Consider the following 14002-nt stretch of genomic DNA (forward strand, 5'->3'; position numbering starts at 1 on the left):
GCACCTTTGCTGCGGGTTCGCCCCGACAGAAAGTGCAAGATCGACGAGCAGAGCGGGGGTGGGGGCGCGTGGGTAGCGCCTGGGGTGGGTTAGTAGGCGCGGGCGAGGATGGCGGTCAGGTCGGGTTCGTCCTCGGTGTCCGGGACGGAGTTGTCGGCGCGGACCAGGCAGCGGACGGTGACGCCCTGGGCGTTGGCCTTGGCTTCGCCTTCGACACCTACCGCCGACCACGGAACCCTTGCCCAGCCGGTGGCCGCCGCCTCGATCGCCTCATCGAGGGTGGCGACCTCGGTGGTGCGGGACTGGCGAAAGGCCAGCGCCTGGTCGTGCAGGGCCTGCTGGTCGGCCGCCAGGGCGGCGAGCACCGCGCCGACCACGTCCGCGATGGGGGTGGGGGCCTTCGAGCCGTCCGTACGCCGGACCACGACCGCGTTGCCGGCGGCCAGGTCACGGGGGCCGACCTCGACACGTACCGGGTAGCCGCGCAGCTCGGCGTCGACGGCCCGGCGGCCGAAGGGGGTGTCCGTGCGGTCGTCGAGCAGGACCCGGACCCCGGCGTCGCGCAGGGCGTCGCGCAGCTTGGCCGCCGCCTCGCCCACACCCTCGCCGTCCTTGACCACCATGACGTACGCCTGCACCGGGGCCAGCCTCGGCGGCACCCGCAGGCCGTTGTCGTCGCCGTGGCACATGATCAGACCGCCGAGCATCCGGGTCGAGGTGCCCCAGGAGGTGGTCCAGACGTGCTCCCGGCCGCCCTCGGCCGAGGAGTAGCTGATGTCGAAGGCCTTGGCGAAGTTCTGCCCGAGCTCGTGGCTGGTGCCGAGCTGCAGGGCCTTGCCGTCGCCCATCATGCCTTCGCAGGTGTAGGTGGCGGTCGCCCCGGCGAACCGCTCCCGGGCGGTCTTGAGCCCGACCACCACCGGGATGCCGAGCACGTTGACCATCAGGTCCTCGTACGCCTCGTGCAGGATCTTGCGGGCGTAGGCCCGGGCGTCCTCGCGGGTGGCGTGGGCGGTGTGCCCCTCCTGCCAGAGGAACTCGCTGGTGCGCAGGAAGATCCGGGGGCGCAGCTCCCAGCGGACCACGTTGGCCCACTGGTTGAGCAGCAGCGGCAGGTCCCGGTACGAGTCGATCCACTTGGCCATGAACTCGCCGATGACGGTCTCGCTGGTGGGGCGCACCACGACCGGCTCGGCCAACTGCTTGCCGCCGCCGTGGGTGACCACCGCCAGCTCCGGCGAGAAGCCCTCGACGTGCTCGGCCTCGCGCTTGAGGTAGCTCTCCGGAATGAACAGCGGGAAGTACGCGTTCTCCGCCCCGGCCGCCTTGATCCGGTCGTCCATCTCGGCCTGCATCCGCTCCCAGATGGCATAGCCGGCCGGTCGGATCACCATGGTCCCCCGCACCGGCCCGTTGTCGGCCAGCTTCGCCTTAGCGATGAGGTCCTGGTACCACCGGGGGAAGTCTTCAGCCCGGGGAGTAAGCACGCGCGCCATAACCGCACATCCTATGCAGGGGCGGACGGGGCAGCGCGATCGGGCGCGGCATCACTGGTAGGTCGGGTCAGCGGATGACCCGACCGCGCAGGACGATGCGGGCAGGCTCGCGAACCACCCGCAGGTCCCGGCGCGGGTCCTCGGAGTAGACGACGAGGTCGGCCAGGCCACCGTCGACCAGACCGGGGAAGCCCAGCCACTGCCGGGCCCGCCAGGTGGCGGCGGCGAGCACGTCCTCGGTGCTCATGCCGGCCTGCTCGTGCAGCAACAGCATCTCCTCGGCGGCCAGGCCGTGGTCGATGCCACCACCGGCGTCGGTACCCACGAAGATCGGCACCCCGGCCTCGTACGCCGAACGCACCACCTCGGGGAAGCGGTCCCGCAGGGCGATCATGTGGTCGGCGTACCCGGGGAACTTGGGTCGGGCCTGGTCGGCGATGTGGCCGAAGGTCCGGATGTTGATCATCGTGGGGATCAGCGCGGTGCCCTGCCGGGCCATCAGGTCGATCACGTCCAGGCTCAACCCGGTGCCGTGCTCGACCGAGTCCACCCCGGCCCGCACCATGATCTCCACGGCCGACTCGCTGAAGGTGTGCACGGCGGCGCGCACCCCGGCGGCGTGCGCGGCGGCCACCGCGGCGGCCATGGTGTCCGCGTCCCAGGCCGGCGCCAGGTCACCGACCCCCCGGTCGATCCAGTCCCCGACCAGCTTGACCCAGCCGCTGCCGGCCGCCGCCTGCTCGGCCACGGTCGCCGCCACCTGGGCCGCCTCGACCTCCACCCCGATGTCGCGCAGGTAGCGCCTCGGCGGCGCGATGTGCCGCCCGGCCCGGATCATCCGGGGCAGGTCGGGTTCGTCCTCAAGCTCCGGGTACGGAAAGGGCGAACCGGCGTCCCGGATCGCCAACACACCCGCGTCCCGGTCGATCCGCGCCAAGGCCCGCGCCTGGTCCAGCGAGGTGATCGGGGTCGCGCCCCGGGCGATGCCGATGTGGCAGTGCGCGTCCACCAGCCCCGGCAGGACGAAGCCGCCGTCGGCGATCGTCTCGGCACCGGGCACCGGTTCGAAGGTGATCCGGTCGCCGACCAGCCACAGATCCCGGACCTCGTCGTCCGGCAGGAGCACACCGCGCACATGCAGAGCCATGCGCACAGTCCTACCGGATCACTCTCCGTCGCTGGCGAGGAGCCCCGCCCGCCGTACGGTCAACGCCGGCAGGTCGACCGACACCTTCCAGGGTCGCTCGGTGACGAACAGGTCCTCCGTGTGGGCGGCCACCTCGTACTCACCGGCGGAGGTCAGCACGTACTCGGTCAGGGTCATCTTCTCGTGCAGGGGGTCGACCACCCAGTAGGTGCGTACTCCCGCGCGGGCGTAGACCCGGGCCTTGTCGTAGAGGTCGCGGAAGGTCGAGGAGGGCGAGACCACCTCGACGGCCAGCAGGGCGTCCTCGACCGGCACGGGCGAGCGGTCGGCGTGCTGACGACGGATCGCGACCACGTCCGGCCGAGGCTCGTTGCGGCGGTCGACCCGCATCGACAGGTCGATGCTGACCAGGTATTCCGCCGGGCAGTTGACTTCAAGCGCCAGCAGCAGCCGGACACAGAGATCTTGGTGCAGGGCAGTGGGGGACGGCACGATCAACCTTCCGTTGATCAGTTCGTACGGAAGGTCCTTCGGCAGGTCGCCGAGGTCGTCAACCGTCCACTCCGACCGCTCGGGCAGGATGGGCGCCACGGTCATGACTCCTCCTTCCAGGGGCGGCATCACCCTAAGCGCCGACAACACCACCCGCCGTCACCGACACGCTCAGCGGGGTGGCTGGCCGCCCTTGCCGAGCTTGTTGAAGTCGATCTTCGGGAGCTTGAAGCCCGGCGGGAGGCCCTGACCGGCCGCCAGGTCCTCCGGCTTCATGCCCGGCGGAAGCTGCGGCATGCCACCCGGGAAGCCACCGGGCAGCCCGGCACCGGTACGCGGCCGACCGCCGCCCTTCGTACCCTTGCGCTTGTTCTTCGGGCTCTTGGTGGCCTTGCGCCGCCCGCCCGGCAGGCCCATCATGCCGCCCATCTGCTTCATCATCTTCTGCGCGTCGGCGAAGCGGTTGAGCAGCTGGTTGACGTCCATCACGGTGACCCCGGAACCGTTGGCGATCCGGGCCCGGCGGGAGCCGTTGATGATCTTCGGGTTGGTCCGCTCGGCCGGGGTCATCGACCGGATGATCGCGGTGATCCGGTCGAAGTGCTTGTCGTCCACCTCGGCCAACTGGTCCTTGACCTGCCCCATGCCGGGCATCATGGCCAGCACGTTGGCGATCGGCCCCATCCGGCGGACCGCGATGAGCTGGTCGAGGAAGTCCTCCAGGGTGAACTGCTCGCCGCCCATCAGCTTGGCGGTCATCTTCTCCTTCTGATCGGTGTCGAAGGCCGCCTCGGCCTGCTCGATCAGAGTGAGAACGTCGCCCATGCCGAGGATCCGGCTGGCCATCCGGTCGGGGTGGAAGACGTCGAAGTCCTCCAGCTTCTCGCCGGTGGAGGCGAACAGGATCGGCTGCCCGGTGACCTCACGCACCGACAGGGCGGCACCACCCCGGGCGTCGCCGTCGAGCTTGGAGAGCACCACGCCGGTGATGCCGACGCCGTCACGGAAGGCCTCGGCGGTACGCACCGCGTCCTGGCCGACCATCGCGTCGATGACGAAGATGACCTCGTCGGGGTCGACCGCGTCCCGGATGTCGGCGGCCTGCCGCATCATCTCGGCGTCGATGCCGAGTCGACCGGCGGTGTCGACGATGACCACGTCGCGGGCGGCCCGGCGGGCGTGTTCGAGGGAGGCCTTGGCCACCTGCACGGGGTCGCCGACCCCGTTGCCGGGCTCCGGGGCGTACACCTCGACCCCGGCCCGGCCACCGAGCACCTGGAGCTGCCCGACGGCGTTGGGGCGCTGGAGGTCGGCGGCGACCAGCAGGGGCTGGTGGCCCTGGGCCTTGAGCCAGCGGGCCAGCTTGCCGGCGAGGGTGGTCTTACCGGAACCCTGGAGGCCGGCGAGCATGATCACCGTCGGCGGCTGCTTGGCGAACTGGAGCCGACGCCCCTCGCCACCGAGGACGGCGACCAGCTCCTCGTTGACGATCTTGATGATCTGCTGGGCCGGGTTGAGCGCCTGGGAGACCTCCGCACCACGCGCCCGTTCCTTGACGTTCGCGATGAAGCCCTTGACCACCGGCAGCGCGACATCGGCCTCCAGCAGCGCGAGGCGGATCTCGCGCGCGGTGGCGTCGATGTCGGCGTCGGTGAGGCGTCCCTTGCCGCGGAGCTTGGTGAAGATCCCGGAGAGGCGGTCACTCAAGGTGTCAAACACGCGAACATCCCGATTGTCGTCTTCGGCGGGCACGGTACGGACACGCGGGTGGTGTCCAGCCCACCGCTAGCCTAGCCCGACCCCGCTTCCCCGGCCCGGCCCAGCCGCCCCCTTTCCCGACGGCAGCCCACCCGCACACCCGCGCCCCCACCCTGCGCGCCGCGCACTGCGCGGCTGCGGCGAGCAACATCAGGGAAAGTGCTGCCTCGTCGGCTGGTGAGGCAGCACTTTCCCCGAAACTGCTGTCCGATTTCCCGGGAGACGCCGCCGGGGGCGGTTACACGGCGGCTAGGACGGCGGCTTCGAGGCGGGTGCGGTCCTCGTCGGAGGGCCAGGAGCCGACGAGGTAGAAGACGTCGACCACGTCTCCGCCCAGGGTGGCGATGCGGGCCGCGCGGACCTGGGCGCCGGCCGCGTCCAGGGCGCTGGTCACCCGGTACAGCAGGCCCGCGGCGTCCGCGGCCCGCAACTCCAGCAGTACCGCGTCGGTGGCGGCGTCCCGGTGCCAGACCACCCGTGGTTCGGCCCCGGCCCCCCGTGCGGCCAGGGCCCGTCCACGCAGTCGCTGGGTGACGGAGACGTCGCCACCGACCGCCCTACGCAGGTCGGAGCTGAGCGCCACCGGCTCGGGGGGCAGCCCGTAGCGGGGCTGCACCCGGCACTCCACCAGGGCCCGCCCGTCCACCGTCGAGGCGTCGGCCGCGAGCACCTCCAGGCGGTGCAGGGCCAGGCAACCGGCCACCGTGGCGAGCAGGCCCCGCCGGTCGGCCGCGGCCACCGCCACCCGGTCCCCGGTCAGGTGTACGACCGGCAGCGGCCCCGCCACCAGGGCCGGGTCCGGGGCGGGCGGTTCCGGTACCGCCCCGGTGTCCAGGGTGGTGCGGACCCGGGCCACCAGTTCGGCGATCAGCCGGCCCTTCCAGTCCGACCAGGCCCCCGGTCCGGTGGCGGCGGCATCCGCCCGGGCCAGCGCGTGCAGCAGGTCGAGGGTGGTGACGTCGCCGACCGCCTCGGCCACCCCGGAGATGGTCACCGGATCGGCCAGATCGCGGCGGGTGGCCACCTCGGGCAGCAGCAGGTGCAGCCGGACCAGGGTGCCGATCAGCTTCGCCTCGGCGGCGGGCAGGCCGATCCGGGCGGCGATGGACTCGGCGATCGGGGCCCCGACCGTGGAATGGTCACCCGGCAGACCCTTGCCGATGTCGTGCAGGAAGGCCCCGAGCAGCAGCAGGTCGGGGCGGTCCACGTCCCGGGTGTGTCGGCTGGCCTCGAAGGCGGTCTGCACCAGGTGCCGGTCCAGGGTGAAGCGGTGCACCGGGTTGTGCTGGGGCAGGCTGCGCAGCCGGGTCCACTCCGGCAGCCAGCCGTCGATCAGCCCGTACCGGTCGCAGGTCTCCCAGGCGGGCAGCAGCCCGGTGCCGGCACCGAGCAGGGTGGTCAGGGCGGCTCGGGCCTCCGCCGGCCAGGGGGTGGGCAGGGGTGGGCAGTAGGTGGCCAGCCATTCGCAGGTGGCCCGGGCTATCGGCAGCCCGGTGACCGCCGCCGCGGCGGCCACCCGCAGCGAGAGGTTGGGGTCGGGGCGGGCCCCGATGGCGGTGCGGGCCAGCACCAGCTCCCCGTCGTGCTCGACCACGTCCCGGGCCACCGGGCGACGCAGCGGACGCCCGTCGGCGCCTCGACGGCGGCCGGTGCGCAGCCGGTCGGCGGCCCGGAAGGCGTCGTCCAGGGCGTGGCTGACCGTCCGGGCGTCCCCGGCCACCCGACGCAGCAGGGCGTCCCCGTCACCGGCCGCTCCAGCCGGCCCCGCAGCGGTAGCCGATCCACCCGGGCCCGCGGCATCGGTGTCGGGGTCGCCGGGGGGTGTCTGGCGCAGGCCGAGCAGGGCGGCCACCCCTTCGCGTTCCTGGGCCAGCAGCCGGTCGACCCGACGACCCACCTGCTGGTGCAGGGCGTCCCGGGTGTCCAGCAGGCGAAGGTGGGCGGCGTGTACGGCGGGACGCAGCGCATCCGTGATCCCAGCCAGCGCCACGGCCCGCAGGATGCCGACGTCCCGCAACCCTCCGGCGGCCTCCTTGAGGTCGCCCTCCAGCAGGAAGGCCAGCTCGCCGTGGGCCTGCCAGCGGGCGACCGTGGTCTCCCGCAGCGGGGCCAGTTGGCGTACGGCGGTGCGCCGCCAGTGGTCGGTGGCGCTGCGGATCAGGGTGTCGGCCAGTTCGGGGTCGCCGGCGACCAGGCGGGCGTCCAGCAGCCCCAGGGCCACCTTGACGTCGTCCTGGGCCACCGACAGGGCCTCGGCGACCGTACGTACGGAGTGGTCCAGCCGCAGGCCGGCGTCCCAGATCGGGTACCACAGCTCCGCGGCCAACTCGTCGATCCCGGCCACCCCGGAGTGCACCAGCACCAGGTCCAGGTCGCCGTAGGGGGCGCACTGTTGCCGGCCCAGCCCGCCGACCGTCAGCAGGGCGACCCCCGGCCGGTCCGGCAGCAGCCGGGCCAGCCAGGCGTCGTACGCCTCGGCTCGGGCTCGACGCGCCGCCGCGCCGATCCCGGCCGGTACGCCGACGACCTCGTTGACCTTCGGTGCTGCCGTGGGGCTGGAAGCCGAGGCTTGCCGAGAGGTCAACGAGGTCATCGACGGTGTCTCCTTACAGGGCGTCCAGGCCGCGCTCACCGGTGCGGACCCGGACGACCTCCTCGACTCCGGTCACCCAGACCTTGCCGTCACCGATCTTGCCCGTCCGGGCGGCCCCGACCACGGCGTCGACGATCTTCTCGACGTCGATCTCGTCGGTCAGCACCTCCACCCGGATCTTGGGCAGGAACTCGACGGTGTACTCGGCACCCCGGTAGACCTCGGTGTGGCCCTTCTGCCGTCCGTAGCCCTGGACCTCACTGACGGTGAGTCCGGCCACGCCCAGGGCGTGCAGGGCCTCCTTGACGGCGTCCAACTGGTGCGGCTTGATGACCGCGGTCACCAGCTTCATGTCCAACCCCTCCATCTCACGAACGTTAGCTGGCGACCTTTTCGGTTACCGCCTCGGTGGGCTCACTCTTCGGCTTGGCCGAGGGGGCGATACCCGCGGCGGCGAAGGCCCCGCCACCACCACTCGTGGAGCTGAACTCGTACGCGCTCTCCGCGTGCTCGGCGTTGTCGATGCCCTCGACCTCGGCCTCGGCGCTGACCCGGAAGCCGATGGTCTTCTCGATCACCAGGCCGATGATGTACGCGACCACGAAGGAGTAGACCAGCACGGCGACCACGCCGAGTGCCTGCAGACCCAGCAGCTTGATGCCGCCGCCGTAGAGCAGACCCGCGTTGCCCTCGCCGGCCAGCACCTCGATGGCCAGGAAGCCGATGAGCAGCGAGCCGATGATGCCGCCGACCATGTGCACGGCGACCACGTCGAGGGAGTCGTCGTACTTGAGCTTGTACTTCATGCCGACCGCGAGGGCGCAGATGGCACCGGCGATCAGACCGAGGGCGATCGCGCCCAGGGGCTCCAGGAAGGCACAGGCGGGGGTGATACCGACCAGACCGGCGACCGCACCGGAGGCCGCACCCAGGGTGGTCGGCTTGCCGTCACGGAGCCACTCGACCACGATCCAGCCGAGCACCGCGGCGGCCGTGGCGACCTGGGTGTTGATCAGCGAGATGGCGGCGGTGCCGTTGGCCGCACCGGCGGAGCCGGCGTTGAAGCCGAACCAGCCGAACCACAGCAGACCCGCACCGAGCAGCACCATGGGCAGGTTGTGCGGCTTGAACTTGTCCTTCGGCCAGCCGACCCGCTTGCCGAGGACGAGAGCCAGGGCCAGGGCCGCGGCACCGGCGTTGATGTGCACCGCCGTGCCACCGGCGAAGTCGAGCACGCCGAGCTCCATGATCCAGCCGCCGCCCCAGACCCAGTGGGCGACCGGGAAGTAGACCAGGGTGGCCCAGAGGCCGGCGAAGAGCAGCCACGGGCCGAACTTGGCCCGGTCGGCGATCGCACCACTGATCAGGGCGACCGTGATCACCGCGAACATCAACTGGAAACCGGCGAACAGCAGGTCGGGGATTCCTCCCTCGGTGCCGCTTTCCAACATGCCCCGCAGACCGGCGGCGGAGAGATCACCGGTGATCCCGCCGATGTCCTCGCCGAATGCGATGCTGTAGCCGTAGAACACCCACAACAGGCTGACCAGGCCGATCGCACCGAAGCTCATCATCATCATGTTGAGCACGGACTTGGATCGCGTCATGCCGCCGTAGAACAGGGCCAGGCCGGGCGTCATGAGCAACACCAGGGCGGCAGAAGTCAAAATCCAGGCGGTGGCACCAGAATCTAGCTCCGGCACGCTGCCTCCTCTCGGGTTGTTTTCCCTCCCTCCCGGCATCGCGCAGCATCGCCCGTACGCCGGTTGGCCGGAAGCCTGGTCGCCGGCTGTTTCGACGAGGGTCCCCGGCTGGTTTCCGGACCGTGACGGCTTGTTTCGTACGTGTGAAGAAAAACGCACACCTCAGCGCTTCGACGGGGGTCAATCAGCCATTTGGTGCCGGTCTATCCCCCTGACGGTTCACCGCAGGGCGTACTCCAGGGCATGACGCTCGTAATCGAGCAGTCGAAGATCACGCATCGGCCTACGCAGGTGACCCTTGTGCACGATCCGCACGAAGGCCGGCTCCCCGGCCGCGGCCATCCGCCGGATGCCCTCGACATGGTCGACGATCCGCTTGCGGATGGTACGGATCAGCCGGTGCCGGTCCCGCGGAATCAACCCGTACGCGTCGGCGAACAACCGCAACCGGCGCGGCCGGTCCGGACGCTTCCAGCCCAGGGTGATCGAGTCCCGGTCGGAGAAGATCGGCACCCAGGTCCAGGCCGCGTACGCCACGTCGTAGATCCGGGCACCCGGTGAGGCCAGGTCGAAGTCGATCAGCCCCAGGGTGCCGTCCGGCCGCCAGATCACGTTGTGCGGCGCGGCGTCGTGGTGACAGATCACCTCGGTGTCCGGGGGCGGGGGCCCGAAGGAGCGCCACACCGCGTTGGGCGGGGGCACGAAACCGTACTGGGCGTCGTGGAACATCCGCAGCATGGTGGCGACCGTGACCAGTGCCTCGTCGGTGACCCAGTGCGGGGCCAGCGGGTACTCCCCGCACTCCCCTTCCAGGTACGACAGCACCTCCCGGTTGCGCTCGTCCATGCCCAGGGCCCGGGGGGCGCCGGTGAACCCGACGTACTCCAGGTGACGCAGCAGGGCGTGCACCGCCGGGGTCCACGGGCCGGCGTTACGCCGGACCGTGTCGCCGACCCGCACCACCGTGCTGACGTTCCCGCCGTGCAGGGGGATCTCCTGCGAAGTCACGTACGGTCTCCCGAGGCGCTGCGACGGGTGGCTCGGGTCACGCCAGCCCGCGTACACGCGATTGTCTCTGGTCACCCGAGGTTACGCGGTCGGCCCGGGGGCTTCGGTGCCCAGCAAGGCGTCGACGAACTGCACCGGGTCGAACGGGGCCAGGTCGTCCGGACCCTCGCCGAGCCCGACCAGCTTCACCGGAATGCCCAGCTTGCGCTGTACGGCGATCACGATGCCACCCTTGGCGGTGCCGTCGAGCTTGGTGAGCACCACCCCGGTGACATTGACCACCTCGGTGAAGACCCGGGCCTGCTCCAGCCCGTTCTGCCCGGTGGTGGCGTCCAGGATGAGCAGGGTCTCGTCGATCGGGCCGTGCTTCTCCACCACCCGCTTGACCTTGCCCAGCTCGTCCATCAGGCCGACCTTGTTCTGCAACCGGCCGGCGGTGTCCACGAGCACGGTGTCCACCCCGGTGTCGATGCCGCGTCGGACCGCGTCGAAGGCGACACTGGCCGGGTCGGCGCCCTCCGGGCCCCGGACGGTCTCCGCCCCGACCCGCCCGGCCCAGGTCTCCAACTGGTCGGCCGCGGCGGCCCGGAAGGTGTCCGCCGCTCCGAGCAGCACGGTGCGGCCGTCGGCGATGAGCACCCGGGCGATCTTGCCGCAGGTGGTGGTCTTGCCGGCGCCGTTGACCCCGACCACCAGCAGCACCGCCGGCACCCCCTCCTTGGGGGTGGTGCGCAGCGAGCGGTCCAGCTCCGGGTCGAGGGCGTTGACCAGCTCGGCGGCGAGCAGGGCGCGCAGCTCGGCGGCCGAACGGGTGCCGAGCACCCGGGTCCGCTCCCGCAGCCGGTCGACGATCTCCCGGGTGGCGTCGATCCCCACGTCGGCGGTGATCAGGCTGTCCTCGATCTCCTCCCAGACGTCCTCGTCCAGGCGGTCGCGGCTGAGCAGACCGAGCAGCCCCTTGCCGAAGGCGTTCTGCGAACGGGACAGGCGGGACCGCAGCCGGACCAGCCGACCGGCCGTCGGCTCGGGCACCTCCACGGTCGGGGCCGGCGCCTCCACCACCGGCGGCGGCTCGACCAGCACCCCGGTGGACAGCTCGGCCTCCGGGGCCTCCACCGGCGGCCCGGCCAGCTCCTCCTCCGCCCGCGTGTCCACCTCGGTGCGCGGCAGCGGCGGTGCCGGCCGACGGCGCAGCCTCGGCACGACCAACCCGATGCCGCCGAGGATCAGCACACCGAGCAGGGCCAGAGCGATGAGGAGGTATTCCGTCATGCCGAAATCCTGTCAGATGGCGACGACCGCGTCTCAGCCACCGCTCCCCACCCCGGCGCGCCGACGGCGATAGTCTGCACCACAGCCAGCACTGGCCTGGCCGCCGATCGGGTAGTAGAGGTTGAACCACTCTCATCTGGAGGTTCCTCATGCCCGCCGAACTGCTCATCGGCCCACTGCTGCGCCGGGTCATCGGTACGCGGGCCACGATCTGGGTGGAGACCACGGCCCCGGCGGTGGTCACCGTCCGCACGGCCGCCGGCGCCACCGGCACGGCGCACACCTTCACCGCGTACGACCATCACTACGCCCTGGTGGTGGTCGAGGGGCTGATCCCGGACAGCGCCACCACCTACGAGGTGTTCCTCGACGACCAGGTGGTCTGGCCGCTGCCCAAGGGGCGGTTTCCGCCGAGTGTGATCCGGACCCGGGCCGCCGATGACCGGGACCAGCCGGTACGGCTGCTCTTCGGTTCCTGCCGGGAGACCACCCAGCACGCCACCACCCGCAAGCTGCCCCCGGACGCCCTGGACGCGTACGCCCGGCGGATCCTGGCCGACCCGGACCCGGCGGCCCTGCCGGACCTGCTGGTGCTCCTCGGCGACCAGGTGTACGCAGACGAGACCTCACCGACGGTCAAGCGACTGCTCAAGCGACGGCGACGCCGCCCGGCGAAGGCTCCCAGCGACCAGGTGGTCAGCTTCGACGAATACACCAAGCTCTACCTGGAGTCCTGGGGGGATCCGGAGATCCGCTGGCTGTTCTCGACCGTGCCCAGTGTGATGATCTTCGACGATCACGAGATCATCGACGACTGGAACACTTCGGCCTCCTGGCGCGCGGACATGCGCGAGCAGCCCTGGTGGGCCGAGCGGATCGCCAGCGGCCTGGCCACCTACTGGGTGTATCAGCACCTGGGCAACCTCTCGCCGGACGAGATCGCGGCCGACCCGATCTACGCCAAGGTGACCACGGCCGGGGACGCCACCGAGGTGCTGCGCGAGTTCGGTCAGCGGGTGGACACCGAGGCCGACCTGGCGCACGACCCCGAGCGGTGGCATGCGGTGCAGTACCAGTGGAGCTACTCCCTGGATCTGGGGCGTACCCGCCTGGTCATGCTGGACACCCGGTGCAGCCGGGTGCTGCGGCCGGGCCAACGGGCGATGCTGCCGCCCGGGGAGTGGGCCTGGTTCGTCGACCGGGTGCACGGCGACTACGACCACCTGGTGGTCGGCTCCTCGCTGCCCTGGCTGCTGCCGCCGGGCATCCACCACGTCGAGGCCTGGAACGAGAAGCTGGCCGACTCGCCCCGCCCCTGGCTGGCCGCGGTGTCCGAGCGGCTCCGCCGAGGACTGGACCTGGAGCACTGGGGTGCCTTCCGCCGCTCCTTCGACGCCATGGGCGCCCTGTTCGCCCGGGTCGGCGGCGGCACCCCGGGTGAGCCGGGCGACCGCAAGGGGGCCGGTCCGGCGTACCCGCCCCCGGCATCGATCAACGTGCTCTCCGGTGATGTGCACCACTCGTACGTGGCCCGGGTCCGGTTCGCCGATCCGGCCGTACGCACCCCGGTGCACCAGTTGACCTGCTCGCCGATCCACAACCAGGTGCCGGCCGGGATGCGTCCCCTGATGCGGCTGGGCTGGGCCCGGGGACCGGCCTCGGCCACCCGGGCCCTGGCCCGCACCGCCGGGGTGCCCCGGCCGCAGGTGCGCTGGCGCAAGCTGGCCGGGCCGTACTTCGGCAACGCGGTGGCCACCCTGACGCACGCCAAACGCACCGCCGACGTGATCATCGAGGGCACCACCAACGACGGCCACCTGCGCCAGGTGGCCCACCACCGCCTGACCCCCTGAAGGAAGGGCACCTTGTTAACGCCTGGCGTAGTAGAAGGGCCCCCGGTTAACGCTGTGCTGCGGGGCGGCCAGCAGACCGTCACCCCAGCTCCGTAGTCTCGTCGCTGTGGACGACGATCTGCCGGTGAGCGTGGACGAGGATCTGCCGGTGAGCCTGCGCGAGGTGGAGGACGAGCTGGCCGCCCTGCTCCGGCGGGCCAGGGCAATCTCCTGGGAGATCGCCAGCGAGGTGCATCCGAATCTGGAGCCGAACGCGTACGGGCTGCTGCTCTGGTTGCGTCGCTCCGGCGCGATCCGGCTCACCGACCTGGCCGCCCGGCTGGGGGTCGGCAAGGGCACCCTGAGCCGTCAGATCCACAACCTGGAGACCCTCGGCCTGGTACGGCGGGACCCGGATCCGGGTGACCGGCGGGCCGCCCAGCTCAGCCTGACCGAGGAGGGCCAGCGCCGCTTCGACGCCGCCCGGGCGCCCCGACTCGGACAGATCCGGCGAGCGCTACAGAGCTGGCCGCAACAGGACGTCGAGGAGTTCGCCCGGCTGATCCGCCGGTTCAACGACGCCTGGGGCTGATCCAGACTGCCGGCCACGCGGAAATAGACCGGGACCGGCGCATGTTGTTGCTTTAGGCAACCAAGTCGTACCGTTGCCTTCAGCAACATCTTCCACTCCATCTGGAGGC

The 14002-nt window shown here is 71.3% G+C and carries 11 protein-coding genes; 2 read left to right on the forward strand and 9 right to left on the reverse strand.

The window, feature by feature from the left end:
• Positions 1 to 89 precede the first annotated feature (89 nt).
• From proS to ftsY, 9 genes are all read right to left on the reverse strand, one after another.
• A complete protein-coding gene (gene proS, locus OIE53_RS15520) occupies positions 90 to 1496 on the reverse strand; it encodes a proline--tRNA ligase (RefSeq protein WP_327022259.1) in 1407 nt (468 codons plus the stop codon).
• A gap of 67 nt (positions 1497 to 1563) precedes the next feature.
• Positions 1564 to 2643, reverse strand: a complete 1080-nt coding sequence (locus tag OIE53_RS15525) for an amidohydrolase family protein (RefSeq protein WP_327022260.1) — start codon at positions 2641 to 2643, stop codon at positions 1564 to 1566.
• A gap of 18 nt (positions 2644 to 2661) precedes the next feature.
• A complete protein-coding gene (locus tag OIE53_RS15530; RefSeq protein WP_327022261.1) occupies positions 2662 to 3240 on the reverse strand; it encodes a Uma2 family endonuclease in 579 nt (192 codons plus the stop codon).
• 66 nt (positions 3241 to 3306) lie between these two features.
• Positions 3307 to 4854: a signal recognition particle protein gene (ffh, locus tag OIE53_RS15535; protein ID WP_327022262.1), complete on the reverse strand. Its 1548-nt coding sequence runs from the start codon at positions 4852 to 4854 to the stop codon at positions 3307 to 3309.
• Positions 4855 to 5131: 277 nt separating this feature from the next.
• Positions 5132 to 7486 (reverse strand): [protein-PII] uridylyltransferase, encoded by a 2355-nt coding sequence (locus OIE53_RS15540; protein WP_327022263.1) that lies wholly within the window; start codon positions 7484 to 7486, stop codon positions 5132 to 5134.
• 13 nt (positions 7487 to 7499) lie between these two features.
• Positions 7500 to 7838 (reverse strand): P-II family nitrogen regulator, encoded by a 339-nt coding sequence (locus tag OIE53_RS15545; RefSeq protein WP_165521895.1) that lies wholly within the window; start codon positions 7836 to 7838, stop codon positions 7500 to 7502.
• Between the two features lie 25 nt (positions 7839 to 7863).
• On the reverse strand, positions 7864 to 9189 hold the full coding sequence (locus tag OIE53_RS15550; RefSeq protein WP_327022264.1) for an ammonium transporter: 1326 nt from the start codon (positions 9187 to 9189) through the stop codon (positions 7864 to 7866).
• A 219-nt stretch (positions 9190 to 9408) separates the two neighbouring features.
• On the reverse strand, positions 9409 to 10254 hold the full coding sequence (locus OIE53_RS15555) for an aminoglycoside phosphotransferase family protein (RefSeq protein ID WP_393337670.1): 846 nt from the start codon (positions 10252 to 10254) through the stop codon (positions 9409 to 9411).
• 24 nt (positions 10255 to 10278) lie between these two features.
• Positions 10279 to 11469: a signal recognition particle-docking protein FtsY gene (gene ftsY / locus OIE53_RS15560; protein ID WP_327022266.1), complete on the reverse strand. Its 1191-nt coding sequence runs from the start codon at positions 11467 to 11469 to the stop codon at positions 10279 to 10281.
• A 149-nt stretch (positions 11470 to 11618) separates the two neighbouring features.
• Between ftsY and OIE53_RS15565 the strand changes: the two genes are divergently transcribed.
• Both OIE53_RS15565 and OIE53_RS15570 read left to right on the forward strand, forming a co-directional pair.
• Complete coding sequence (locus OIE53_RS15565; RefSeq protein ID WP_327022267.1) at positions 11619 to 13322, forward strand: alkaline phosphatase D family protein; 1704 nt, start codon at positions 11619 to 11621, stop codon at positions 13320 to 13322.
• A 106-nt stretch (positions 13323 to 13428) separates the two neighbouring features.
• Positions 13429 to 13893, forward strand: coding sequence for a MarR family winged helix-turn-helix transcriptional regulator (locus OIE53_RS15570; RefSeq protein ID WP_327022268.1), 465 nt, complete (start codon positions 13429 to 13431; stop codon positions 13891 to 13893).
• Positions 13894 to 14002: the final 109 nt, after the last annotated feature.

Source organism: Micromonospora sp. NBC_01739, from assembly GCF_035920385.1.
GTDB lineage: Bacteria > Actinomycetota > Actinomycetes > Mycobacteriales > Micromonosporaceae > Micromonospora.